Genomic DNA, 23,545 nt, shown 5'->3' on the forward strand with positions numbered 1-23,545 from the left:
CGCCGGGACGGGTCGAGCGGGTCCCGCAAGGACGGGTCAGCGGGCCTCGCCGGGGTAGTGGACGCCGATGCGGTCGCGGATCGCGTCGAGCGTGCGCATCACGGCGAGGGTGCCGTCGAGCGGGACGAGCGGGGACTCGGTCTCGCCCGCGCGCAGGGCCCGCATGACCTCCTTCGCCTCGTGCCGGAGGCTGGTGCGGGGGCCGTCGGCCGGGTCGGCGGCGAACTCCTCGGGGGCGCGGCCGTCGCGGTGCAGAACGAAGCGGTCCGGGTGGAAGAAGCCGTCCGGAATGTCGATGCGGCCGGCGGAGCCGGTGACCGAGGCCGTGGTGCCGGTACCGCCGACCACGGAGCAGTGCACCGAAGCGAGAGCGCCACTCTCCCAGGAGAGCAGTGCTCCGGTCTGGAGATCGACGCCCTCGTCGGAGAGCACTGCTCTCGCCGCGATGTCCGACGGCTCCCCGAGCAGCAGCTGCGCGAACGACACCGGGTACACCCCGAGGTCCAGCAGCGCGCCGCCGCCCTGCGCCGGGTCGCGCAGCCGGTGCGACGGCGGGAAGGGACCCGAGAGCCCGAAGTCGGCCTGCACCGTGCGCACCTCGCCGATCGCGCCGTCCTCGACCAGCGCCTTCAGCCGCCGCACCAGCGGATTGCAGTACATCCACATCGCTTCCATCAGGAAGCTCCCGCGCTCGCGGGCCAGCGCGACCAGTTCCCGCGCCTCGCCCGCGTTCAGCGTGAACGCCTTCTCGCACAGCACGTTCCGCCCGGCCTCCAGACAGAGACCGGCCGCCGCCCGGTGGGCCGCGTGCGGGGTGGCGACGTACACGACATCGATGTCCTCGTCCTGCGCGAGCGCCTCCCAGTCGCCGTACGCGCGCGGTATCCCGAACCGCTCGGCGAACGCCTCCGCCGACGCCCGGGTCCGCGAGGCCACCGCCACCACCTGCGCGTCCGGCAGGTCCACCAGGTCCGCGGTGAACGCCGCCGCGATCCCGCCGGTGGCCAGGACCCCCCAGCGCACCCTGTCTTCCGTCACGGTCATGCGGCCCCCACCCTCGCTCATGCGGCCTTCGGCACTCTGTACGAGCTGAGAGCATAGGCGGCGGATCACTCGGAGAGGGAGGGGCGTATGTCCGAGCGCACCACAGGGACACCCGGCCTGGAACACGGCGCCGGATCCGCACCGACGGCGGCCCACGGCCCGGCCCAGCGCCGGGCCGGTCTCCTGGTCGTCCTCGTCCTCGGCGCGCTGACCGCGACACCCCCGCTGGCGATGGACATGTATCTGCCGGCCCTGCCGGAGGTCACCCGCGCCCTGCACGCGCCCGCGACGACCGTCCAGCTCACCCTCACCGCCTGCCTGGCGGGCATGGCGCTCGGGCAGCTGGTCGTCGGCCCGATGAGCGACCGCTGGGGCCGCAGGCGCCCGCTGCTCGCCGGACTCGTGGTCTACGTCGTCGCCACCGCCCTGTGCGCGCTGGCACCCGGCGTGGAACTCCTGGTCGCCTTCCGGCTGGCGCAGGGGCTCGCGGGCGCCGCCGGCATAGTGATCGCGCGGGCGGTCGTGCGCGACCTGTACGACGGTGTGGCCATGGCCCGCTTCTTCTCCACGCTCATGCTGGTCTCGGGCCTCGCCCCGATCGTCGCGCCGCTCGTCGGCGGGCAGATCCTGCGGGTGACCGACTGGCGCGGTGTCTTCGTCCTGCTGACCGGCGTCAGCGTCGTGCTGACGGCGGTGGTCTGGGCGCGGCTGCCCGAGACCCTGCCCGCCGCGCGGCGGCACGGCGGCGGGGTCGGCGAGGCGCTGCGCACCATGCGCGGACTGCTCGCCGACCGCGTCTTCACCGGGTACGTGCTCACCGGCGGCTTCGCCTTCGCCGCGCTGTTCGCCTACATCTCGGCCTCACCGTTCGTGGTGCAGGAGATCTACGGGGCCTCCCCGCAGACCTTCAGCCTGCTGTTCGGCCTGAACTCCGTGGGACTGATCGTCGTCGGCCAGGTCAACGGCAGGCTGCTGGTCGGCCGGGTACGCCTGGACCGGGTGCTGGCCGCGGGCCTCGCGGTCGTGGTCCTCGCCGCGGCCGCCCTGCTGCTGACCGCGAGCGGCGCGTTCGGCGAGACCGGCCTGGTCCCGGTCGCCGCCGGGCTGTTCGTGCTGATGTCCGCGATGAGCCTCGTCCTGCCCAACGCCCAGAGCCTCGCCCTGATGCGCGTGCAGCACGCCGCGGGCGCCGCCTCCGCCCTGCTCGGCACGTCCTCCTTCCTCGTCGGGGCGATCGCCTCGCCGCTGGTCGGCATCGCGGGCGAGCACACCGCCGTCCCCATGGCGCTCGTCCAGCTGACGGCCGCACTGGTGGCGGCGGCCTGCTTCGTGGGAATGTGCCGTCCCTGGAACGCACGTGCGATCACGCACGAGGCCGAGAGCCCCGGGGAGGGCAACTGAGCGCGCCGAGACTGCGCATCGACACACCGGAGCGCGCCGGGCTGGACGCCCGCGAACTGAGCCGCCTCGTCCGCGAGGTGCGCGAGCTCAGCGCGGGGGAGCACCCCTGGGCGGCGGGCACCGTCGTGGTCGCCGGACGCGGCCCGGTGATCGCCGTGGCGGAGGCCGCGGGCTGGGCGGTGCGCCACACCTCGTACGACCCGGAGACCGACACCGGGGTGGAGGCGCCGCCCGGGGAGCGGGTGCCGATGACCGTCGGCACGCCCTTCGATCTGGCCTCCCTCACCAAGCTGTTCACGTCGGTCGCCGCGGTGCAGCAGATCGAGCGGGGCACGCTCGGCATCGACGCCCTGGTCGGCGCGTATCTGCCGGACTTCCGCGCCGCCGCCGAACACGGCATCACCGTACGGCAGTTGCTCACCCACACCTCGGGGCTGCGCCCCGAACTCCCGCTGTACGACTGCGCGGACGACGCCGAGCGGCTGGCGCGGCTGCGGTCGGAGGCGCCGGTGGGCGCGCCCGGCACGTACCGCTACTCCGACCTGAACATGCTGCTGCTCCAGCACGTCCTGGAACGCGTCGGCGGCCGCACCCTCGACGTGCTCGTCCGCGACGGCATCACCCGCCCGCTGGGCATGACGGCCACCGGGTACGGCCCCTGTCCGGGCGCGGCGGCCACCGAGGACCAGCGGCGCCCGTGGGCCAAGGCGGACCGGGGGATGCTGCGGGGCGTGGTCCACGACGAGAACGCCTGGGCGCTGGGCGGGGTGGCCGGCCACGCGGGCCTGTTCTCCACCGGGCGAGACCTGGCGGTGTTCTGCCGCGCGCTGCTGGCCGGCGGTTCGTACGGACCCGCCCGCATCCTCGGCCCGGACTTCGTGGAGCTCCTGCTGACCGCGCCGGGCCTCGGCTTCGCGCTGGACCAGCCGTGGTTCATGGGGGAGCTGGCGGGCCGGGGAGCGGCGGGCCACACCGGCTTCACGGGGACGTCGCTGGTCCTGGACCGGGCCACGGACACCTTCCTGGTGCTGCTGGCCAACACGGTCCATCCGCGCAGACGCCCGGCGGACAGCGGTCCGCGCGCGGCGGCCGCGACCCGGCTGGCCCGAGCGGTGCGCGGGGCGTAGCGGCCCCGTCCGACGGGTCCTCCACGGCGATCCGTCCGGCGACCCCTCGCGCCGATCCGTCCGGCGGGATCCTCCAGGGCGACCAGCCGGGAGAGTCCGGCCGCGCAGTCGGGTCCGATGGCGCGCGACCGCCGGGCCCGCAGGCGCGTGGCCGCCGGGTCCCGGCCGGTCCGGGGCCGCCCGGGACCTGAGAGAATCGGCGGGTGAACGTCCCCGCAGCCCCGGCCGAGACCCTCCGCAGCGCCCTTGCCGCCCTTCTCGACGGGCTCCCGGCCAGGCAGGCCTCGGGAGCCGTGGAGCGGCTCATCGCCAACTACCGGGGGGCCACCCCCACCGACGCGCCGATCCTGCGGGACCGCGCGGACGTCGCCGCGTACGCCGCGTACCGGATGCCGGCGACCTTCGAGGCGGTCCGGGCCGCGCTGGAGGCGTTCGCCGACGCCGTGCCCGGCTGGGCGCCCGGCAGCCACGTCGACGTGGGCGGCGGCACCGGAGCGGCGACCTGGGCCGTCAGCGCCACCTGGGACGGTCTCCGGCCGGTGACCGTGCTGGACTGGGCCGAGCCCGCGCTCGCCCTGGGCCGCGAGATCGCCGCGGCCAACCCCGCCCTGCGGGACGCCCGCTGGCAGCGCTCTCGTATCGGAGCGGCGCTCACCATCGAGAGCACCGATCTCGTCACGGTGTCGTACGTGCTCGGCGAGCTCACCGAGGCCGACCGCGTGTCCGTCGTCGACGCGGCCGCGGCCGCCGCCGGGAGCGTCGTGATCGTCGAGCCCGGCACTCCCGACGGCTACGCCCGCGTCCTGGCCGCCCGCGACCGCCTGATCGCCGCCGGCTTCCGCGTCGCCGCGCCCTGCCCGCACTCCGCCCTCTGCCCCATCGTCCCCGGCACGGACTGGTGCCACTTCTCGGCCCGGGTCAGCCGTTCCTCGCTGCACCGTCAGGTCAAGGGCGGCTCCCTCCCCTACGAGGACGAGAAGTTCAGCTACGTCGCCGCCACCCGCCTCCCGGTGACCCCGGCCCCCGCCCGGGTGGTCCGGCGCCCGCAGATCCGCAAGGGCCAGGTCCTCCTCGACCTGTGCGAGGCCGACGAACAGCTGCGCCGCACGACGGTCGCCAAACGCCACGGCGACCTGTACAAGGCCGCGCGCGACGCGGACTGGGGCGACGCCTGGCCGCCGTACGACGGGGACGACACGACCGGCTGAGCCCGTCCGGTACGGCCGGCCGCCCGCCCGGCGCGATGGGCCGAGTCCGTCCGGCGCGATGGGCCGAGTCCGTCCGGCGCGATGGGCCGAGTCCGTCCGGCGCGATGGGCCGAGTCCGTTCGGCGCGCACTCAGGCGGTGCGGACGGGAAGGAGGGCGCGAAAGGGCGGACAGGGACGGCGTGCGAGGCGTGAAAGTTAACGATCCGGGTGTCGATCCGTCGCCTGTAACCCCTCGTAACCCCTATGCCCCGCTCGTCACCACCTGCCCCGATCGGGGGCACTGGCTCCCCGAAGGGCCGGAAGGTGGGACGATGAGGCATGCTGGCCGCACGACAGCGAGGCGAGGCGATAGATGAGCGCGGAGAACGGTGGCGGTACCCGCCGGCAGGGCAGACTCACCCGGTGGCTGCGTGGCCGCCGCCCGAAGGAGACCGCCGACACCGGCGGCCGTGAGGCCCTGCTGCTGGCCGCCGCCCGGGCCGGACTGCCCCTCGCGCCCGCCGCGCACCCGGCACCCGGCTACCGCTGCTCCTGCGACCGCGTCGGCTGTCCCACACCCGCCCGGCACCCCGTGTCCTTCGCATGGCAGACGCAGTCCACGACCGACCGCGCCCAGATCGAGCGCTGGGCCCGGCACCAGCCGCAGGCCAACTTCATCACCGCGACCGGCATGGTGCACGACGTCCTCGACGTGCCCCTGGAAGCGGGCGCCGAGGCGCTGGAGAGCCTGCTTTCCGCCGGTGTCGAGGTCGGCCCGGTCGCCGAGAGCGACGACGGGCGCATGCTCTTCTTCACCCTCACCCGCGGCACCCCCGAGGACGAGGACGAGTGGTGGCCGTGCGAGCTGGACAGCCACCCCGAGACGGCGGACGAACACCCGGGCATGCGCTGGCACTGCCGGGGCTCCTACGTCCTGGTACCGCCCGCCCGGCTGCCCGGGGACGACGGACGGCAGGTGCGCTGGCTGCGCGGCCCCGAACACCGGCTGCCGGACCCGCTGACCCTGCTGGAGGCGCTCACCGACGCCTGCTCCCGCCATGCCGGGAACCAGCCCGACCACGCCGCCTCGGCCTGGCCCCTGCGCCACTGACGGCGGCCCGGCGCCACGGCCGTACGCCCATACACCCGTACGCCCGACGGGCTCACGTCGGGGCTACTCGCCCCGGCCCGCCGTCAGACCCTGGACCTTGCCGATCATCGACACCTGGCCGGTCCCCGCGCCCCGCTTCGGGTCCAGCACCACCTGGTTGGAGACGAACTCCATCGTCAGGGACTGCTTGATCTCGCCCTTGGTCAGCGCCTGCACGCTCTCGTTGGGCGTGGGCACGGACGCGCCGGCGGCAGCCGTCTGCTTCACGTAGTGGTGCGTGGTGAAGAACACCAGCGCCCCGCCGTCCGCCGTGCGCAACGCCAGCGGGGCGTAGTCGTCCCGGGTCAGCGCCTCGTCGATGTACTGCGTGGCCAGCCCCGGCCGGCTGGCACCCTTCGTCCGCTCCGCGCGCAGCACGCTGGTGTACGTGCCGTCGGCGAAGGACTTCCCGCCGTTCCTGAGGTACGTCGCGTAGTCCTGGCTCAAGTCCGCGGGGTCCACGGCCAGTTCCGTCTGGTTCAGGGGGACGGTCTCGGCCCAGCCGTCCTTGTCCTTGGCGAACTGCGGTACGGCGTCCGGGGCCACCAGCGTCAGATAGGACACCCGCCACGGCTCGGACAGGCCGCCGCGCAGGAACACCATCAGCCAGCGGGCCGAACCGCCCTTGTTGGCCTTGGCGTCGGCGACGAACCAGCGGGGCCAGCCCGCCTTCTTGGGGACGGTGTACCGCACGTCCGAGAACGTCAGCGCGGTGTGCCCCTGGTTGCCGGACGGGCTGACGCTGTGCCCGGCCGTCAGCCGCGCCCCGTCGATGTCGGAGAGGGCGCCGGCGACGAAGTCCGCGTCCAGGGAACGGTCGTACGCCTGGTCGGCCTTGTTGTACGCGGCGGTGAACTGCCCGAGGGCCTCGGCGGCCTCGGGGGCCGTGGTGGCCGGGAGCACCTCGCGCTCGCCGTGCACCACCACGCAGCCGCCCGCCGTCAGCGACAGGACGGTCACCGAGGCCGCGATCAGCGCGCTCCGCTCAAGACTGCTCGGCCTGCGTGGGCCGCGAACCCTGGTCATCAGGTGCCGTCACCTTCCCCTTCCCGGAGGCGAACCCTACCGGGGCGAGGAAGACGGCGAGTGTCGGGACCAGGTAGAGCAGCCACACCGTGACCTGGAACACGGTCGGGTCGGGCTGGAAGTTGAAGACGCCCTTGAGGAGGGTGCCGTACCAGCTGCCCGGGTCGACGGTGTCGCTGATGTCGAAGGCCAGACTGCGGATGCCCGGCAGCCAGTTGGCCTCCTGGAGGTCGTGGACGCCGTACGCGAGCACGCCCGCCGCCACCACGACCAGCATGCCGCCGGTCCAGGTGAAGAACTTGGCGAGGTTGATCCGCAGGGCGCCGCGGTAGAACAGCCAGCCCAGCAGGACCGCGGTCGCCAGACCCAGCGCGACGCCGACCAGCGGGCGCGGGGTGCCGTCGCTGGCCGCGTGCACCGACGCCCACACGAACAGGGCGGTCTCCAGGCCCTCGCGGCCCACGGCGAGGAAGGCGGTGGCGACCAGCGCGCCGGTGCCCATCGCCAGCGCCGCGTCCAGCCTGCCGTGCAGCTCGGACTTCAGATGGCGGGCGGTGCGCCGCATCCAGAAGACCATCCAGGTCACCAGGCCGACCGCGACGATCGACAGGGAGCCGCCGAGCGCCTCCTGCGCCTCGAACGTCAGCTCCTGCGAGCCGAATTCGAGGACGCAGCCGAAGCCCATCGCGATGGCGACCGCGATGCCGATGCCGGTCCAGATCGGCCGCAGGGCGTCCCGGCGGCCGGTCTTGACCAGGTAGGCGATCAGGATGCAGACGACGAGGCTGGCCTCCAGCCCCTCGCGCAGACCGATCAGGTAGTTGGAGAACACGGGCTACGCCTCCTCGGAGAACAGCGCCCGGCCCCACCAGTCGTCCTTGTCGCGGACGCCCGGCGGGACGGCGAAGTGCGCCGAACCCACGTGCTGGATGTATTCGTTGAGCGCGTCGGACGCCGACAGCCGGCGCTGCAGCGGGATGAACCCCTTGCGCACGTCGCGCATGTAGGCCAGGAAGAACAGGCCCGCGTCGAGCCGGCCGAGACCGTCGGTGCCGTCGGTGAAGGAGTAGCCCCGGCGCAGGATGGTGATCCCGTCGTTGGAGTCGGGGTGGGCGAGGCGGACGTGCGCGTCGGGCTTCATCGCCTTCAGGAAAGGCGCGTCGTGCTCCTTGGCCTTGCCGACCGGTGCGCCCTCGCCCTTGTCGCGGCCGAAGACGTCCTCCTGCTCCTGGAGCGAGGTCCGGTCCCAGGTCTCGATGTTCATCCGGATGCGCCGCGCGACGAGGTACGAACCCCCGGTCATCCAGGCCGACTTGGCGTCGACGTCGGAGTCGCCGACCCAGACGAACTTCTTCAGCCGGTCCGTCTCCGTCCCCGCGATGTTGCGGGTGCCGTCCTTGAACCCCATGAGGTTGCGCGGGGTCTGGGCGTCGGGGGTCGTCGAGGACGTCTTGCCGAAGCCCAGCTGGGACCAGCGGATGGCGACCTTGCCGAAGCCGATGCGGGCCAGGTTGCGGATCGCGTGCACGGCGACCTGCGGGTCGTCCGCGCAGGCCTGGATGCACAGGTCGCCGCCGGTGCGGGACTTGTCGAGGTTCTCGCCGGGGAAATTGGGCAGGTCGACCAGCGCCGCCGGGCGCCGGTCGGCCAGACCGAACCGGTCGAAGAACGACGGGCCGAAGCCGATGGTGAGGGTCAGCCGCGAGGGCTTCAGGCCCAGCGCCTCGCCGGTGTCGTCCGGCGGCGCCTCGGCGAGCCCGCCGTAGGCGCCCTCGCCGACCGCCCGTCCCGCGGTCATCCGCCGGGCGGCCTCGGTCCAGTCCTTGAGCAGCTGCACGAACTCGGCGCGGTCGTCGGTCTTCACGTCGAACGCGGCGAAGTGCAGCCGGTCCTGGACCGGCGTCGCGATACCCGACTGGTTCGCGCCGTGGAAGGCGACCGCCGCGCCCGTCTCGGCGGCGGCCGGGTCGACGTCGTTGCCGACCCGGGTCATCGCCACCGCGCCGCCCGCGGCGGCGGCGCCGAGCGCGAGGCCCGCACCGCCCCAGCCGATCAGCGAGCGCCGGGTGGGCGCGATGCCGGAGGGGGTCCCGGCGGTGGTGTCCTGAGCGTCCGTCATCGGTGGCCCCTCCTACTTCACGACGGCCGCGGCGAGCTTGGACAGCGGCTCGGCGAGCGCGTTCACCGCGTCCGAGAGCTCCTTGCGCTGGTCCTTGGTGACCTTGTCGTAGGAGACGAAGTCGTACGAGGTCTTGTCCGCGCGGTACTTGTCCAGCAGCGTGTCCAGCGCGGCGAACTGCTTGTCCAGCTCGCCGGCCAGCGCCGCGTCGTTCTTCTGCGCGACCGGCTTCAGCAGCTCGTACGCCTTCTGCGCGCCCTCGACGTTGCCCTTGAAGTCGGACAGGTCGGTGTGCGAGTAGCGGTCCTCCTCGCCGGTGACCTTGCCGGTGGCGACCTCGTCGAGGAGCTCCTTGGCGCCGTTGGCCATGGAGGTCGGGGTGATCTCGGCCTTGCCGACCCGCTTCTGCCAGTCCTTCAGGTCGGTGACCAGCCGGTCGGCGAGGCTCTTGTCGGTGTCGGCGATCTTCTTGTCCTCCCAGAGCGACTTCTCCAGGCGGTGCCAGCCCGTCCACTCCTGGCCCTCTTCGAGGCCGTCGGCGCGCACGTCGACCTTGGGGTCGATGTCGCCGAAGGACTCGGCGACCGGCTCGGTGCGCTCCCAGCCGAGGCGGGAGGGCGCGAAGGCCTTCTTGGCGGCCTCGATGTCACCGGCCTTGACGGCGGCGGCGAAGGTCTCGACGAGCGGCAGCGTGGCGTCGGCCTGCTCCTGCGCGTACTCGCGGTAGGCGGCGACCGCCTTGTCCAGCTCGGGGTTGCGCTTGGCGGCCGAACCGCCGGTGACGGTGAGCTTCTGCCGGATGCCGAGGCCCTTCATGCCGGGGCGGCAGGCGATCTCGTACGCCCCGGACTTCACCTCGGCGGTCAGCGTGTACTTCGTGCCCGGACCGATGTTCTCCTTCTCGGAGACGATCCGGTCGTCCGGGAAGAGGATCTCGACCTCGGTGGCCTTGGAGCCCTTGTTCTCGATCTTCAGCGTGACGTGACCGGCCGGCACCGAGGTGGTGGACGTCTTGCACGTCGAGTCCGCGGCGGTCACCTGTATCGCCCCGGCGTCGTCGGCTGCGGTGCTCTTCTGCGTGCAGCCCGTGACGGCGGTCAGCGCTGCTGCGGTGGCGGCGGCGGTGACGACGGACAGTCTGACGGCTCGCATGCGGGCTCCCACGGGTGGCTGGAAAACGGCGTGACGGTACTCACAAGGATTGGTGAGGCTGGCCTAACTTAACCGAGGCTTACCTGCCTGATACCCCTGCGTGGCGTGATTCACCTCTCATAGAGGCCCTATGGCCACGAGATGATCACGACTGCCCAATTGGTATGTAAATAGCGAGTCAAAGCTGATTCAAAGGTTCCGTTTAGGGTTTACGAGCGTGGCGCCGGTGCGCGGGTGACGCAGCACCTCGACGGGGTGGTCGTAGACCTCGGACAGCAGGCGTTCGGAGAAGACCTCGGCCGGCGGTCCGTCGGCCGCGACACCACCGGCGCACAGGATCGCGACCCGGTGCGCGTAGGCCGCGGCGAGCCCCAGGTCGTGCAACACCACGACCACCGCGTCACCGGCGTGCGCCCTTGCCCGGCACAGCCGCAGCACCGACTCCTGGTGCTTGAGGTCCAGCGCGGCGGTCGGCTCGTCCAGCAGCAGCAGCGGAGCCGCCTGTGCCAGCACCCGGGCCAGCGCGACCCGGGCCCGCTCGCCGCCGCTGAGTGCCGGGAACGGCCGCGCGGCGAGGCCGGACACGTGCGTCGCGGCCATCGCCGCGGCCACCGCCCGGTCGTCCTCGGCGGGCGAGGCCGGGTGCGGGGCGCGGCCCATCCTGACGACCTCCTCGACCGTGAACGGGAAGGACAGCGCGGCCTGTTGCGGAAGGACCGCGCGGCGCAGGGCCAGTTCGGGCGCGGACCACTCCGCCGCCGGGCGCCCGTGGACGCGTACCGCGCCCCCGGTGGCCGGGAGATCGGCGGCGAGGGCGCCGAGCAGCGTCGACTTCCCTGCGCCGTTGGGTCCGACCAGCGCGAGCACCTCGCCCGCGCGCACCTCCACGTCCACGCCCCGCAGCACCTCGCGGGTGCCGAGGCGGACGCGCAGGGCCTCGGCGGCGGCCAGGACCTCGCCGGGACGGGCCGGGGGAGGCGGCAGCGGGCGGGGGCGCGGCAGCGCTCGGGGGAGTCTCATGCCCAGCCTCCTTGCCCGCGGCGGGTGCGGCGCAGCAGCCAGAAGAAGAAGGGACTGCCGAGCAGGGCGGTGAGGACGCCGAGCGGGAGTTCGGCGGGGGCGGCGAGGGTACGCGCCGTCAGATCGGCCGCGAGCAGGACGAGCGCGCCCAGCAGGGCGCTGCCCGGCACCAGGAACCGGTGCCCGGGTCCCGCCGCCATCCGCAGCAGATGCGGTACGACCAGACCGACGAAGCCGACGATCCCGCAGACGCTCACCGCCGCCGCCGTCAGCAGCGCGATGACCAGGACCAGCACGATCCGCAGCCGCTCCACCTCCACGCCCAGATGCCGGGCCGGCCGCTCGCCCAGCGCCAGCAGGTCCAGCCGGCGCGAGTACCGGGGCGCCAGCGTCAGCCCGACCGCCGCGCACGGCAGCACCGCCAGCACCTTCGGCCAGGTCGCCTGGGAGAGCGAGCCCAGCTGCCAGAACGCGATCTGGTTGACCGCCGCGGTGTCCGCGAGGAACAGGAACAGCCCGATCAGCGCGCCCGCGAAGGCGTTCACCGCGATTCCGGTGAGGATCAGCGTCACCACCTCGGTACGGCCGCCGGAGCGCGACATCGCGTACACCAGCAGGACCGTGCAGAGCCCGGCGGCGAAGGCGGCGGCCGTCACCGTCCAGCCGCCGAGGAAGTCCAGCCCGAACGCGATCGTGGCGACCGCGCCGACCGCCGCGCCCGAGGAGATGCCGATGACGCCCGGCTCGGCGAGCGGATTGCCGAACACCCCCTGCATCAAGGCGCCCGCGCACCCCAGCGAGGCGCCGACGAGCAGCGCGAGCACGATCCGCGGGAAGCGCACGTTCCACAGCACCGACTCGGCGACCCGGTCCAGCTCCGCGCCGCCCAGCCCGAGCCGGTGCTGCACGGAGGACAGCACGTCACCGGTCGGGATCGGGTACGCGCCCAGCCCGGCGGCGACCGGCACCAGGACGAGCAGCCCGAGCACCAGCCCGGCGGTGAGCCCGACGGCGATACCTTGCCCGGCGGGTGCGGGTGCGGGTGAGGACGCGGCGGCGTCCGGGGCGATGGGCGCGGGCGGCGCGGGTGCGGTGGAGCCGGTGGCGGTGGCGGTGGCTGGGTCCGGGACCGGGTTCGGGTCCGGGTCCGTGGACCGTACCGGCTCGTTCCCGACGGCGGTCATCGCGCCTCACCCCCGTACAGCTGCGTCACGATCGACTTCAGCACCTGGTCGGTGCGCGGCCCGTAGTTGAGCAGCACGCCGTCCTCGACGGACACGACCCGCCGGTCCGCCCCGGCCGGTGTCTGGGCGACGCCGGGGATCTTCACCAGTCCCTCGATCCCGCCGACCGACTCGAGTCCCTTGGTCATGACGAGGATCGCGTCCGGCGCCGCCTGGGCGAGCGCCTCGGTGGTGATGGCGGTGAAGTCCCTGTCCAGCCCGGACTCCGCGCCCGCGTCGACGGCCCCGGCCGCCTCCAGGAGCGAGACCGCGCCCGAGCGCGCACCGCCGATGAGGTACACGGAGGCCGAGCCACGCAGATAGAGGAACGCGACCCGCGGCTTTCCGGTGTGCCGCGGAATCTCCTTGCGTACGGCGGCGATCCGCTGCTGCGAGCGCCGGGCCAGCTCCGTCCCCGCGGCCGGTACGCCGAGGGCGTCGGCCACGGCCCGGATGCGCGGGCCCACGTCGGCCAGGCCCAGGGCCGGGCCGACCACCAGGACGGGCACGCCCGCGGCCCGGAGCTGGTCCATCGCCTCCCGGGGGCCGGTCGTCGTCTCGGCGAGGACCAGATCGGGGCGCAGGGCGAGCACGCTCTCGGCCGAGACGTCGTGATTGCGGGTGACCACCGGCAGTTTCGCGGCCTGTTCGAAGGTCGCGGTGATGTCGCGGGCGACGACACGGTCGCCGAGCCCGAGCGTGAACACGATCTCGCTGAGGCTGCCGGACAGCGCGACGATGCGCCGGGCCGCGGCCACGGTCACCTTCCGGCCGTCGGCGGAGGTGACGGTGACCGGCAGCCGGGGCTGCGGGGTGACCGGCAACGGCTCGACGCGGTCGGCCGGTTCGGCCGCCGCGGCCGGCCGCGACGGTGCTCCGGACCCGTGGGAGGCGGTCGTGCAGCCGGCCGTGGCCAGGGTGAGGGCGAGCACCGGGACCAGTGCTGCCGCCAGTCGGGTGCGCAAGCGTCGCACGGTCCGTCCGTTTCTCTCGGGTCGTCAGTCGGGGTGGAGCGAATGCAGCTTAGGTTAGCCTTACCTATGTTCGCCACCGTCACCGCTTCCGTACCGTGTCCGGAGGACCTGCCATGCCCGCACGTCTTCGTGCCCTGCTCGTCGTGCTGTGCGCGGCCGTACTCGGCGCCCTGCTCCCGGCCGCCGGCGCGCACGCCGCGAGCCGCACCGTCCAGGGCGGCCGGCTCGACTGGGGCGTCAAGTCCTCGTTCCAGAGCTATGTCACCGGGCCCGTGGCGAACGGCAGTTACTTCCTGACCGGCGGCGCGGCCACCGTGGGCGCGAGCGGCTTCCGCTTCCACTCGGCCACGGGCACCTACGACGCCGCCACCGGCGCCTTCCGCGCCTCCTTCGCCGGCGGGGTCCGCTTCGTCGGCCACAAGGCGGCGGACGGCACGTACCGGTTGGACCTCACCCTCAGCCGGCCCAGCGTCCGCATCACCGGCTCCACCGGCACGCTCTACCTGGACGTCACCAGCAAGGCGAAGGGCACCGGGACGGTCACGACGTCCTCGCAGGTGCCCTTCGCCTCCCTCGCCCTGGGCGGCATCGACATGCGGGGCGCGGGCACCTCGGTCGCCCTCGCCGGCGTGCCCGCCACGCTGACCTCGCAGGGCGCCAGGTCCTTCGCCGGGTACTACACCGCCGGGACGGCCCTCGACCCGGTGAGCCTGGCCGTGGACGTGCGTCCCGCGGAGCGGACCCCGGACCCGCGTACACCCACGCCCGCGCCCTCGCGCACGAAGCAGGCCGCGAAGAAGGAGCGCGCGGGCGACGCGATCGAGGACGGCGCCGTCGACTGGGGCGTACGGCGCACCTACCGGGAGTACGTCACCGGGGACATCGCGAACGGACGGTGGACCCTGTCCGCCGGTGCCCGGGACGGCGGCGCGCTCTTCCGCTTCCCCGCGGGCGAGGGCACGTACCGCCAGGGCGCCCTGACGGCCCGGTTCGCCGGGGCGGTGCGCTTCACCGGCGACCGTGGCCTCGACCTGGAACTGAGCGGACTGCGGGCCGTCGTCGGCCATGGCGTCGGCACCCTGTACGCGGATGTCGCGGGCCCGGACCTCACCCGGAAGAAGGTCCCGCTCGTCACCTTCACCGCGAAGGGGCTGAAGGACGACCACGGCCTGGTCGCGCTCACCGAGGCGCCCGCGAAGCTCACCGCCGAGGGCGCGCGGGCCTTCGGCGGGATGTACCCGGCGGGCACCGCGATGGACCCGGTGTCGCTGGCCGTCACCCTCACCGACGACGCCGAACTGCCCGCGCTGCCCGACCTCGGCGACACGGCCGGCGTCACCGCGTCCGCCGTGCCCGCGCCGGTGCCGACGGGCGCGCCGAAGACCTCGGCGGAGCCCGTCGCGAGCGCCACTGCCGAAGGCCACGGCGGCACGGCCCTGACCGTCGCCCTCGCGGCGGGCGCCCTGCTGCTCGCGGCAGCGCTGTTCACGGCGGCCCGCCGCCGCACCCGGCGCCCCCGCACGGCCACCGTCGGCACCCCGGCCGAAGCCGTCACCGATACCTCTGCCGAAGCCGTCACCGGCACCTCTGCCGAAGCCACCGCCGGTACCTCTGCCGAAGCCGTCACCGGCACCTCTGCCGAAGCCACCGCCGGTACCTCTGCCGAAACCTCTGCCGACGTCCCTGCCGCAACCCCCGCCGAAGACCGGCCCTGACCGGCCCTGACCGGCCGCGACCGGCCCTGTTTCCCCGTATCCCTATCCCTGCACCGAGGAGAGATCCCGCCATGCCCGCCAGCATCCGTTCCCGCAGACGACCGCTCGCCCTCGCCGCCGCGGTGGCCACGGCCACCACCCTGGGTGCCGCCGCGCTCGCCCTCGCACCCACCGCCTCCGCGGCCGAAGTGCCGCTCACCGGCTACCGGTTGACCTGGGGCATCAAGGAGTCGTACCGCTCCTACGTGACCGGACCCTGGGCACAGGGGACGTTCACCGCGACCGACGGCGCCACGCAGGCCGCGGACAACGGGGTCTTCACCTTCACCGACGGCCAGGGCACCTACGACACCACCACCCACGCCGTGCGCCTGGCCTTCCAGGGCACCCTGACCGTACGGTCCACGGCCCACGGCTTCACGCGGGTGCTGTCCGACCTCCGTTACGACAGCGGCGCGGGCGCCCTGACCGCCGACCTGGTCGCGGACGGCGGAGCCAAGCAGCAGGACGTGCCGCTCGCCCGGGTCGCCGCGCCGACCGGCCCGGCGATGACCGACCTGGGCACCACGCTCACCACCGAGGCCGGTGCGTTCCTCGGCAGCGCCTCCTACGCGAACGCGGCCGGCGACCCGCTGACGGTGGCGCAGCCGGGGACGACGCAGTCGCCGAGCCCGTCGGCCACCGGGTCGGCCTCGCCGTCCCCGTCGACGTCCGCGACCGAGTCGGCCCCGGTGTCCCCGCCGGCCTCGGCGACCGGGTCGGCCTCCGCGTCCGCGAGCACGTCGGCGTCCGCGTCCACCGGCACCGGGCCCTCGCCCTCGGACTCCGCCACGGAGCCCGCGCCGCGGGGCGACATAGCCGACGGCACGCTCGTGTGGGGCGTTAAGGAGTCGTTCCGTACGTACGTCGTGGGCAGCGTCGCCAAGGGCACGGTCACCGCGACCGGCGGCGCCACGCAGGCCGCCGGCAACGGCGTCCTCACCTTCCCCGACGCCACCGGCACCTACGACACCGAGGCCGGCACCCTCTCCGCCGCCTTCGAGGGTGCGGTGAACTTCAAGGGCCACGAGGACCACGGCACCTACGGCCTCGACCTCACCCTCGCCGGACTGCAGGCCACCATGGACGACGGCAAGGGCGAACTGACCGCCGATGTGACGAGCCTGGGCGAGACCTCGCGGGACGTGGTCCTGGCCGACCTGACGGCGGCCTCCGCCGACCTGACCCCGGAGAACGACGTCCTCACCCTCGACGACGTCACCGCGACGCTGACCGCGGCCGGCGCGAAGGCCTTCGGCGGCTTCTACCCCCAGGGCACCGCGCTCGACCCGGTCGACCTGTCCGTGGCCCTGACCGACGACGCCGAACTCCCGTCCGGGGACTCCGGCGGCACGGGCGACTCCGGCGGCACGGGCGACTCCGGCGGCACGGGCGACTCCGGCGGCACGGGTGGTACCGGTGGCACGGCGGGTGGCTCCACGACCGGTGGCACCACCGGCTCCGTCACCGGCGGTACGACGGGTGGGGCGGCCGGCGGCAGCATGGCCGCGACCGGCGCGGGCGTCCCCGTCGGCGCCCTGGGCGCGGCGGGCGCCGCGGCCGTGGCGGCGGGCGCGGGCACGGTGTACCTCGTACGCAGGCGTCGTACGGAGGCGTAGACCGTCCGTCCGGGGGCGGACCGGGGCCGGCCCGGCCGCCCGGTCCGCCCCCGGGCCGCACCCCGGCGACCTGGGACGACGTCGCGTCCCGGTCGGTGCTTCAATTCCCCGGTGACTGATTACGACGTGCTGCGCGTGTTCTGCGCGGCGAACGGCGGGTACGGCAACGAGCTGGGTGTCGTCCGCGACGGCTCCCGGCTGCCGGACCGGGAAGACCGGCAGGCCCTGGCGCTGAAACTGGGCTTCAGCGAGACGGTGTTCGTGGACGACCCCGAGCGCGGTGTCATCGACATCTACACGCCCACCCTGCGGCTGCCGTTCGCCGGACACCCCTGCGTCGGCACGGCCTGGCTCGTGGACGTGCCCGAACTGGTCACACCGGCCGGAGTGGTCGGGGCGCGGCAGGACGGCGAGTTCAGCTGGATCGAGGCGCGGGCCGAATGGGTCCCGCCGCGCACCCTGCGCCAGTACGCCACGGCCGCCGAGGTCGACGCCCTCACCGTCCCGCCGCCCGGTGAGTGGATCTACGCCTGGGCCTGGGAGGACGAGGCCGCCGGACGCGTGCGCGCCCGTGCCTTCCCCGGCCGCGACGACGGCATCGACGAGGACGAGGCGACGGGCGCGGCGGCGATCCTGCTGACCGAGCAGCTCGGCCGGGCACTCAACATCACGCAGGGCGCGGGCTCCCAGATCCTGACCGCGCCCCAGCCGTACGGATGGGTGGAGATCGGCGGCCGGGTCTTCCTGGAACGCTAGGGCCTGTCCGGCAGGTCAGGCCGTGCGCTCACGCGCTGAGCGGGAACTCCTCGGCCAGCGCGCCGAACACCGCCGTGTTCAGCGCGAACGCCCGCCTGCACTCCGCCACGATCCGCTGCCGCTCCAGATCGTCGGCCCGGACCGTGTCCAGCAGCTCGCGGTAGCCGCGCTTGAACGCGGCCGGGTTGGCGATCTCCTCGAAGACGTAGAAGCGGACCCCGTCGCCCTTGCGCTCGAAGCCCCAGGTCCGCTCCGCCCGGTCGCGGATGATCTGGCCGCCGGAGAGGTCGCCGAGATAGCGGGTGTAGTGGTGGGCGACGTACCCGGCGGGCCACCGCTCGGCGCACTCGCGCACCCGGTCCGCGTACGCCCGGGTCGCGGGCAGCGCGGACAGGCCCGTCCGCCAGTCGGCGCCGCGCAGATGCGCCAGATCCCGCTCCAGCGCGGCCAGCCGGAACAGCTCCGGCCGGACGAACGGCCCGGCCACCGGGTCCCCGGCCAGCCGCCCGGACCCGGTTTCCAGCGCCTCGTAGACGAACCACAGCTGCTCGGTGTAGCGCGTGTACGCGTCCACCCCCAGCCGGCCGCCGAGCAGATCGCTCATGAACGTCGAGGTCTCGGCCTCCGTGTGCTGCTCGTGCGACGCGGTGCGGATGACTGTCGAAAAGGAGTCCATGGAGCGCATCCTCTAAGGTAAGGCTTACCTAAGTCAACACTTTTGCCGACGGCCTGTCGGTAAATACCTACCCCGGATCAGGGGCCCGATCACGGCAAAGGCCCGCTCTCCGGGGAGAGCGGGCCTGAAGCGGGGCGGGCGGTGTCACGGCAGGGTGAGGATCTCCGCGCCGGTGTCCGTGACCACGAGCGTGTGCTCGAACTGGGCCGTGCGCCGGCGGTCCTTGGTGACGACCGTCCAGCCGTCGTCCCACATGTCGTACTCGTGGGTGCCGAGGGTCAGCATCGGCTCGATCGTGAAGGTCATCCCCGGCTGGATCACCGTCGTCGCGTGCGGGCTGTCGTAGTGCGGGATGATCAGCCCGGAGTGGAACGACGAGTTGATGCCGTGCCCGGTGAAGTCCCGGACCACGCCGTACCCGAATCGCTTGGCGTACGACTCGATCACCCGGCCGATGATGTTGATCTGCCGGCCGGGCCGGACCGCCTTGATCGCGCGGTCGAGGGACTCCCGGGTCCGCTCCACCAGCAACCGCGACTCCTCGTCCACCTCGCCGACCAGGTACGTGGCGTTGTTGTCGCCGTGCACCCCGCCGATGTACGCCGTCACGTCGAGGTTCACGATGTCGCCGTCGCGCAGCACCGTCGAGTCGGGGATGCCGTGGCAGATGACCTCGTTGACACTGGTGCACAGGGACTTGGGGAAGCCGCGGTACCCGAGCGTGGACGGGTAGGCGCCGTGGTCGCACATGTAGTCGTGCGCCACCTTGTCGAGTTCGTCCGTCGTCACACCGGGCGCGATGATCTTCGCGGCCTCGGCCATCGCCTGCGCGGCGATCCGGCCGGCGCGGCGCATCGCCTCGATCGTCTCGGGCGTCTGCACCTCCGGACCGGTGTACGGCTTCGGCGCGGGCCGTCCGACGTACTCGGGTCGGCGGATGTTTCCGGGCACGGAACGGGCGGGAGAGAGCTCACCTGGTACGAGCAGCGACTGGCCAGACATGCCAGCGAGTCTAACCAGCGGGGATGGGGGAACATGTCGATGGCGAGAGGAGCTGGTCATGGCCCTGTTCAAGAAGCGCACGGTCGGCAAGCCGGGCGAGTGGTACTACTGCCTGGAGCACAAGAAGGTCGAGGAGGGGCCGGACTGTCCGGGAAAGAACCGCTTCGGCCCGTACACCAGCCGCGAAGAGGCCCAGCACGCGATGGACACCGCCCGCGAGCGCAACCTCCAGTGGGAGACCGACCCCCGCTGGCACGACGCCCCGCAGGGCGGCACCCCGGACGAGGACTGACCGCGCCCGCGGGGCGGCCCCGGCCGTCGGGTCCCGCCGCCCCGGCCCTCACCAGGGGGCCGGGGGCGGCGCCGTCAGCCGGTCGGCCAGGCCGGACAGCCGGTCCCGCAGCCGTCGGCGGCCCCGGGGGGCCGGCAGGGCGTTCTCCCCGGCCCCGGCGCTGATCAGGTGCTGCACGGTGTCCAGGTCCAGATCGGTGCTCTCCGGTACGGCGAGCGACTCATGGGCCATGGACACCAGGTCGCGGTCCCCGCGGCCGAGCGTCAGGACCGTCGCCCCGGCCCGGCGGGCGTCGTGCACCCGCTCCAGGAGCGGGCTGCCGGGGTCCTCGGGCGCCACCACCAGCAGCGTCTCGCCCCGCCGCACCGCCTCGATCCGGCCGAGACCGGCCGCCAGGTGCGCCGGGTCCGAGGCGCGCGCGTCATGCCGTACGAGCGTGGGGGCCAGCTCCGGCGTCCCCGACCACGCTGCCTCGTCCACCAGGTGCGCGGCCAGATGCCAGGGCTCGTACCCGGGCGTCCCCACCAGCAGCAGCCCGCCCCCGTGCGACACCACGGATCCGCGCAGCACCCCCGCGAACCGCCGGGTGGCGTCCAGCCACTCGGTCCCGGCGAGCACTTCACGCAACAGCGCGACCCGTACGGCGTCCATACGGCCGCATACTGCCTCAAGCCATCACTCGTGACCCGCAGTTCACTCCGAATTCGCCCGCCCCGGGGAAAAGAGGGGACGTCCGGGACACACGGGAGACAGGGCCTGAGGAGTTCCCATGACCGAGACCACCGTCCCCTTCCGCGCGGGCCGCGAGGGGTACGCGAGCTACCGGATCCCGGCGGTGGTACGCGCCGCCTCCGGCGCCCTGCTCGCCTTCTGCGAGGGCCGCGTCGACTCCGCGCGCGACCACGGCAACATCGACATCGTCCTGAAGCGCTCCACGGACGGCGGCCGCACCTGGGGCTCCCGGACCGTGGTGGCGGGCAACGGCACGAACCTGGCCGGGAATCCCGCCCCGGTCGTCCTCGACACCGGCCGGATCCTGCTCGTCCACGTCCGGGCCGCCGGCACCGTCACCGAGGACGCCATCCTGCGCGGCAAGGTCAAGGACGCCGACGGGCGGCGGGTGTGGGTGCAGCACAGCGACGACCACGGCGTGACCTGGTCGGGCCCGACGGAGATCACCAGGCAGGTGAAGCGGGCGGGCTGGCGCTGGTACGCCACCACCCCCGGCCACGCCCTCCAGTTGAGCTCGGGCCGGGTCGTCGTCGCCGCCAACCACACCGTGCCGCCCACCGGCACCGACGTCGGCAACGAGCCGCGGTACAACAGCGGCCACTGTCTGCTCAGCGACGACCGGGGCACGACCTGGTACCTCGGCTACGTCGACGAGAACACCGACGGCCATGTCAACGTCAACGAGACCACCGCCGCCGAACTCCCCGACGGACGCGTCTACTTCAACACCCGCAACGACTCCCCGTCGCCGGGCAACCGGGCCGACGCCCACTCCGCGGACGGCGGCCGCACCCTGCAGAAACCCTTCCGTCCGCAGGCCGGCCTGACCGCCCCCGTCTGCGAGGGCAGCGTCCTGCACCTGCGCGACCCCGACGTCCTGCTCTTCTCCGGCCCGGCCGACCCCGCCGCCCGCGCCCTGATGACGCTGCGCGCCTCGGCCGACGGCGGTCTCACCTGGCGGCCGGTGCACACGGTGAGCGGGCTGCCCGCCGCCTACTCCGACCTGGTGCGCATCGACGCGGACACGGTCGGACTGCTTTACGAGACAGGCGACTTCGGCGCCTACGAGACGATCACGTTCCACCGGGTGCCCGTGACGGAGCTCACCTGACCCGATGGGCGGCCCGGCCCGGCCCGGTCCGCACGTAGAGTCGGCGCATGACCTCTAGCGACAGTGCACAGAAGGCCCCCGCCAAGGACCCCTGGGAGCTCCCCGACGTCTCCGGGCTCGTCGTCGGTGTGCTCGGCGGGACCGGGCCGCAGGGCAAGGGCCTGGCCTACCGGCTCGCCAGGGCCGGCCAGAAGGTGATCATCGGTTCGCGGGCCGCCGAACGCGCGCAGGCCGCCGCCGACGAACTCGGTCTGGGGATCGAGGGCGCCGACAACGCCGAGACCGCGCGGCGCAGCGACATCGTGATCGTCGCCGTGCCCTGGGACGGCCACGGCAAGACCCTGGAGTCGCTGCGCGAGGAGCTCGCGGGCAAGCTCGTGGTCGACTGCGTCAATCCGCTCGGCTTCGACAAGCAGGGCGCCTACGCGCTGAAGCCCGAGGAGGGCAGCGCCGCCCAGCAGGCCGCGGCCCTGCTGCCGGACTCGCGGGTGACGGCCGCCTTCCACCACCTGTCCGCGGTGCTGCTCCAGGACGCGCAGATCGACGAGATCGACACGGACGTCATGGTCCTCGGCGAGGAGCGCGCCGACGTGGAGATCGTCCAGGCGCTGGCCGGCCGCATCCCCGGGATGCGCGGTGTCTTCGCGGGCCGGCTGCGCAACGCCCACCAGGTGGAGTCGCTGGTCGCCAACCTGATCTCCGTCAACCGGCGCTACAAGGCGCACGCGGGGCTGCGGGTCACCGACGTGTGAGGCGTGCCGCCGGCCGCCCGGCGGCGCGGGTGGCACCTCGACGGGTGAGCCGGTGCCGGGGGGCCGGCGCGATGGGGGACACTGGACGGCGCCAGCAGTGTCCCCCGACAGGAGCCGTCCCCATGCCCCGCCTCGCCCTCTACAGCCTCGCCGTCTGCCTCCTCGCCGTCGCCGCGGCGGTCGTCTCGTTCGTGCAGGGCAGCTGGCTGGGCGTCGTCTGGGTGCTGCTGGCGGGACTGTCGTCCAACATGACCTGGTACTACTTCAAGCGCTCCCGGACGGTGCGGGACGGGTCCGTCACGGGCTGACCGCGCAGAATTCGTTCGTGCCTTCCCAGAACCGGTAGAGCGCCTGGCCGCAGTACGTGTCGTTGCCGCTGATCCCGAGGCCGTGCAGGATCGTGTCGATCACGTCGAAGAAGGCGCCGTTGACGGACGGGATCCACAGCAGCGCGAACACGAACAGCAGCCCGAACGGCGCGAACGGCTCCACCTGGCGCCGGACGCCGTACGACAGCCAGGGCTCGATGACGCCGTAGCCGTCCAGGCCGGGCACCGGCAGGAAGTTCAGCAGCGCGGCCGAGACCTGGAGCAGGGCGAGGAAGGCCAGCGCGTAGCGGAAGCCGGTCGGCACGCCGTCCAGTGCGCCGAGCCAGAACGGGGCCGTGCACACGGCCGCGAACAGCACGTTCGTCAGCGGTCCCGCGGCGGAGATCAGGCTGTGCCGCCAGCGGCCCCGGATGCGCCCGCGCTCGATGAAGACGGCACCGCCCGGGAGCCCGATCCCGCCCATGATCACGAACAGTACGGGCAGCACGACGCTGAGCAGCGCGTGGGTGTACTTCAGCGGGTTGAGGGTCAGATACCCCTTGGACCCCACCGTGAAGTCGCCGCTGTGCAGGGCGGTGCGGGCGTGCGCGTACTCGTGCAGACACAGCGACACGATCCACGCGGCCGTCACGAACAGGAAGACGGCCACTCCCGGCTGCTCGGCGAAGCCGGTCCAGGTCGCCCAGCCGGTGACCGCGGTGACGGCCAGGATCCCGACGAAGACGGGGCTGATCCGCCGGTCGCTGTGGCGGGTGGTGGTGGCGGTCATCAGTCGGGCTCCTGTGCTGCGTCCGGGTGCTGCGCGAGTGGTGGGAAGCCCGACCGTACCGGGCGCGAGGGGAACACGGGGAAAACGTCTCGCGTCCGGTCGCCGTTCCCGGAAGGGTGGGGCCATGGGACTTTGGCACATGTTCTGCCCAAGGGGAGCCTGGTGACGCCGGAGGCGCCGCGTACGTTGTCGGAGGGGCTGAGTACGGTTTCCGGGAGCGGGGCGTCGTGAGGTGACGGAGGGACGGCCGGCCGGCGGTGAGCGGGGAGACGGCCACCGGGGCACGGGCGGCCGTCCCGCGGCCCCCCGGGGCACGCCCCGCCGACCGA

At 73.5% G+C, this 23,545-nt stretch carries 23 protein-coding genes; 11 read left to right on the forward strand and 12 right to left on the reverse strand.

Annotated features, from left to right (window positions below; translation table 11 throughout):
* Positions 1-36: 36 nt before the first annotated feature.
* The gene (locus tag ACZ7OY_RS04085) at positions 37-1,044 is read right to left on the reverse strand and encodes a Gfo/Idh/MocA family protein (protein WP_471909914.1); all 1,008 of its coding nucleotides are present in this window, start codon (positions 1,042-1,044) and stop codon (positions 37-39) included.
* A gap of 87 nt (positions 1,045-1,131) precedes the next feature.
* Here ACZ7OY_RS04085 and ACZ7OY_RS04090 point away from each other — a divergent pair, with 87 nt between their 5' ends.
* The 4 genes from ACZ7OY_RS04090 to ACZ7OY_RS04105 all read left to right on the forward strand — a co-directional run bounded on the left by ACZ7OY_RS04090 (position 1,132) and on the right by ACZ7OY_RS04105 (position 5,871).
* Positions 1,132-2,445: a multidrug effflux MFS transporter gene (locus tag ACZ7OY_RS04090; RefSeq protein WP_471909915.1), complete on the forward strand. Its 1,314-nt coding sequence runs from the start codon at positions 1,132-1,134 to the stop codon at positions 2,443-2,445.
* Positions 2,382-3,572, forward strand: coding sequence for a serine hydrolase domain-containing protein (locus tag ACZ7OY_RS04095; protein ID WP_471909916.1), 1,191 nt, complete (start codon positions 2,382-2,384; stop codon positions 3,570-3,572). The genes ACZ7OY_RS04090 and ACZ7OY_RS04095 overlap by 64 nt, the downstream gene beginning before the upstream one ends.
* Before the next feature lie 203 nt (positions 3,573-3,775).
* On the forward strand, positions 3,776-4,780 hold the full coding sequence (locus tag ACZ7OY_RS04100; protein WP_471909917.1) for a small ribosomal subunit Rsm22 family protein: 1,005 nt from the start codon (positions 3,776-3,778) through the stop codon (positions 4,778-4,780).
* A gap of 353 nt (positions 4,781-5,133) precedes the next feature.
* The gene (locus ACZ7OY_RS04105; protein ID WP_471909918.1) at positions 5,134-5,871 is read left to right on the forward strand and encodes a bifunctional DNA primase/polymerase; all 738 of its coding nucleotides are present in this window, start codon (positions 5,134-5,136) and stop codon (positions 5,869-5,871) included.
* 63 nt (positions 5,872-5,934) lie between these two features.
* Here ACZ7OY_RS04105 and ACZ7OY_RS04110 read toward each other — a convergent pair whose 3' ends face one another.
* From ACZ7OY_RS04110 to ACZ7OY_RS04140, 7 genes are all read right to left on the reverse strand, one after another.
* On the reverse strand, positions 5,935-6,936 hold the full coding sequence (locus tag ACZ7OY_RS04110) for an SCO2278 family lipoprotein (RefSeq protein WP_471909919.1): 1,002 nt from the start codon (positions 6,934-6,936) through the stop codon (positions 5,935-5,937).
* The gene (efeU, locus tag ACZ7OY_RS04115; protein WP_471909920.1) at positions 6,896-7,768 is read right to left on the reverse strand and encodes an iron uptake transporter permease EfeU; all 873 of its coding nucleotides are present in this window, start codon (positions 7,766-7,768) and stop codon (positions 6,896-6,898) included. Before efeU ends, ACZ7OY_RS04110 begins: the two co-directional genes overlap by 41 nt.
* A gap of 3 nt (positions 7,769-7,771) precedes the next feature.
* A complete protein-coding gene (gene efeB, locus ACZ7OY_RS04120) occupies positions 7,772-9,055 on the reverse strand; it encodes an iron uptake transporter deferrochelatase/peroxidase subunit (protein WP_471909921.1) in 1,284 nt (427 codons plus the stop codon).
* A gap of 12 nt (positions 9,056-9,067) precedes the next feature.
* Positions 9,068-10,207, reverse strand: a complete 1,140-nt coding sequence (gene efeO / locus ACZ7OY_RS04125; RefSeq protein WP_471909922.1) for an iron uptake system protein EfeO — start codon at positions 10,205-10,207, stop codon at positions 9,068-9,070.
* 189 nt (positions 10,208-10,396) lie between these two features.
* Positions 10,397-11,227, reverse strand: a complete 831-nt coding sequence (locus tag ACZ7OY_RS04130; protein ID WP_471909923.1) for a heme ABC transporter ATP-binding protein — start codon at positions 11,225-11,227, stop codon at positions 10,397-10,399.
* Positions 11,224-12,411, reverse strand: a complete 1,188-nt coding sequence (locus ACZ7OY_RS04135; protein ID WP_471909924.1) for a FecCD family ABC transporter permease — start codon at positions 12,409-12,411, stop codon at positions 11,224-11,226. Before ACZ7OY_RS04135 ends, ACZ7OY_RS04130 begins: the two co-directional genes overlap by 4 nt.
* A complete protein-coding gene (locus tag ACZ7OY_RS04140) occupies positions 12,408-13,424 on the reverse strand; it encodes a heme/hemin ABC transporter substrate-binding protein (RefSeq protein ID WP_471909925.1) in 1,017 nt (338 codons plus the stop codon). Before ACZ7OY_RS04140 ends, ACZ7OY_RS04135 begins: the two co-directional genes overlap by 4 nt.
* 113 nt (positions 13,425-13,537) lie before the next feature.
* Between ACZ7OY_RS04140 and ACZ7OY_RS04145 the strand changes: the two genes are divergently transcribed.
* From ACZ7OY_RS04145 to ACZ7OY_RS04155, 3 genes are all read left to right on the forward strand, one after another.
* Complete coding sequence (locus ACZ7OY_RS04145; protein WP_471909926.1) at positions 13,538-15,139, forward strand: HtaA domain-containing protein; 1,602 nt, start codon at positions 13,538-13,540, stop codon at positions 15,137-15,139.
* Between the two features lie 71 nt (positions 15,140-15,210).
* A complete protein-coding gene (locus tag ACZ7OY_RS04150; protein WP_471909927.1) occupies positions 15,211-16,797 on the forward strand; it encodes an HtaA domain-containing protein in 1,587 nt (528 codons plus the stop codon).
* A gap of 111 nt (positions 16,798-16,908) precedes the next feature.
* A complete protein-coding gene (locus tag ACZ7OY_RS04155; protein WP_471909928.1) occupies positions 16,909-17,553 on the forward strand; it encodes a PhzF family phenazine biosynthesis protein in 645 nt (214 codons plus the stop codon).
* Between the two features lie 28 nt (positions 17,554-17,581).
* On the opposite strand, the gene ACZ7OY_RS04160 is transcribed toward ACZ7OY_RS04155, so the two are convergent.
* Both ACZ7OY_RS04160 and map read right to left on the reverse strand, forming a co-directional pair.
* Positions 17,582-18,229, reverse strand: coding sequence for a biliverdin-producing heme oxygenase (locus tag ACZ7OY_RS04160; protein WP_471909929.1), 648 nt, complete (start codon positions 18,227-18,229; stop codon positions 17,582-17,584).
* 144 nt (positions 18,230-18,373) lie between these two features.
* Positions 18,374-19,231: a type I methionyl aminopeptidase gene (gene map / locus ACZ7OY_RS04165; protein WP_471909930.1), complete on the reverse strand. Its 858-nt coding sequence runs from the start codon at positions 19,229-19,231 to the stop codon at positions 18,374-18,376.
* A 58-nt stretch (positions 19,232-19,289) separates the two neighbouring features.
* Here map and ACZ7OY_RS04170 point away from each other — a divergent pair, with 58 nt between their 5' ends.
* The gene (locus ACZ7OY_RS04170; RefSeq protein WP_351610074.1) at positions 19,290-19,523 is read left to right on the forward strand and encodes a hypothetical protein; all 234 of its coding nucleotides are present in this window, start codon (positions 19,290-19,292) and stop codon (positions 19,521-19,523) included.
* Positions 19,524-19,571: 48 nt separating this feature from the next.
* Here the strand turns inward: ACZ7OY_RS04170 and ACZ7OY_RS04175 are convergent, their stop codons facing one another.
* Complete coding sequence (locus ACZ7OY_RS04175) at positions 19,572-20,174, reverse strand: hypothetical protein (protein ID WP_471909931.1); 603 nt, start codon at positions 20,172-20,174, stop codon at positions 19,572-19,574.
* A gap of 118 nt (positions 20,175-20,292) precedes the next feature.
* Here ACZ7OY_RS04175 and ACZ7OY_RS04180 point away from each other — a divergent pair, with 118 nt between their 5' ends.
* The 3 genes from ACZ7OY_RS04180 to ACZ7OY_RS04190 all read left to right on the forward strand — a co-directional run bounded on the left by ACZ7OY_RS04180 (position 20,293) and on the right by ACZ7OY_RS04190 (position 22,426).
* Positions 20,293-21,366 carry a sialidase family protein gene (locus tag ACZ7OY_RS04180; protein WP_471909932.1) on the forward strand — a complete coding sequence of 358 codons (1,074 nt, stop codon included), beginning with the start codon at positions 20,293-20,295 and terminating at the stop codon, positions 21,364-21,366.
* A gap of 47 nt (positions 21,367-21,413) precedes the next feature.
* Positions 21,414-22,118 carry an NADPH-dependent F420 reductase gene (npdG, locus tag ACZ7OY_RS04185; RefSeq protein WP_471909933.1) on the forward strand — a complete coding sequence of 235 codons (705 nt, stop codon included), beginning with the start codon at positions 21,414-21,416 and terminating at the stop codon, positions 22,116-22,118.
* A 122-nt stretch (positions 22,119-22,240) separates the two neighbouring features.
* The gene (locus ACZ7OY_RS04190; protein ID WP_471909934.1) at positions 22,241-22,426 is read left to right on the forward strand and encodes a hypothetical protein; all 186 of its coding nucleotides are present in this window, start codon (positions 22,241-22,243) and stop codon (positions 22,424-22,426) included.
* On the opposite strand, the gene ACZ7OY_RS04195 is transcribed toward ACZ7OY_RS04190, so the two are convergent.
* On the reverse strand, positions 22,416-23,216 hold the full coding sequence (locus ACZ7OY_RS04195; RefSeq protein WP_471909935.1) for a site-2 protease family protein: 801 nt from the start codon (positions 23,214-23,216) through the stop codon (positions 22,416-22,418). The genes ACZ7OY_RS04190 and ACZ7OY_RS04195 overlap by 11 nt on opposite strands.
* Positions 23,217-23,545 lie beyond the last annotated feature (329 nt).

Source organism: Streptomyces sp. NPDC107559 (genome assembly GCF_055657365.1).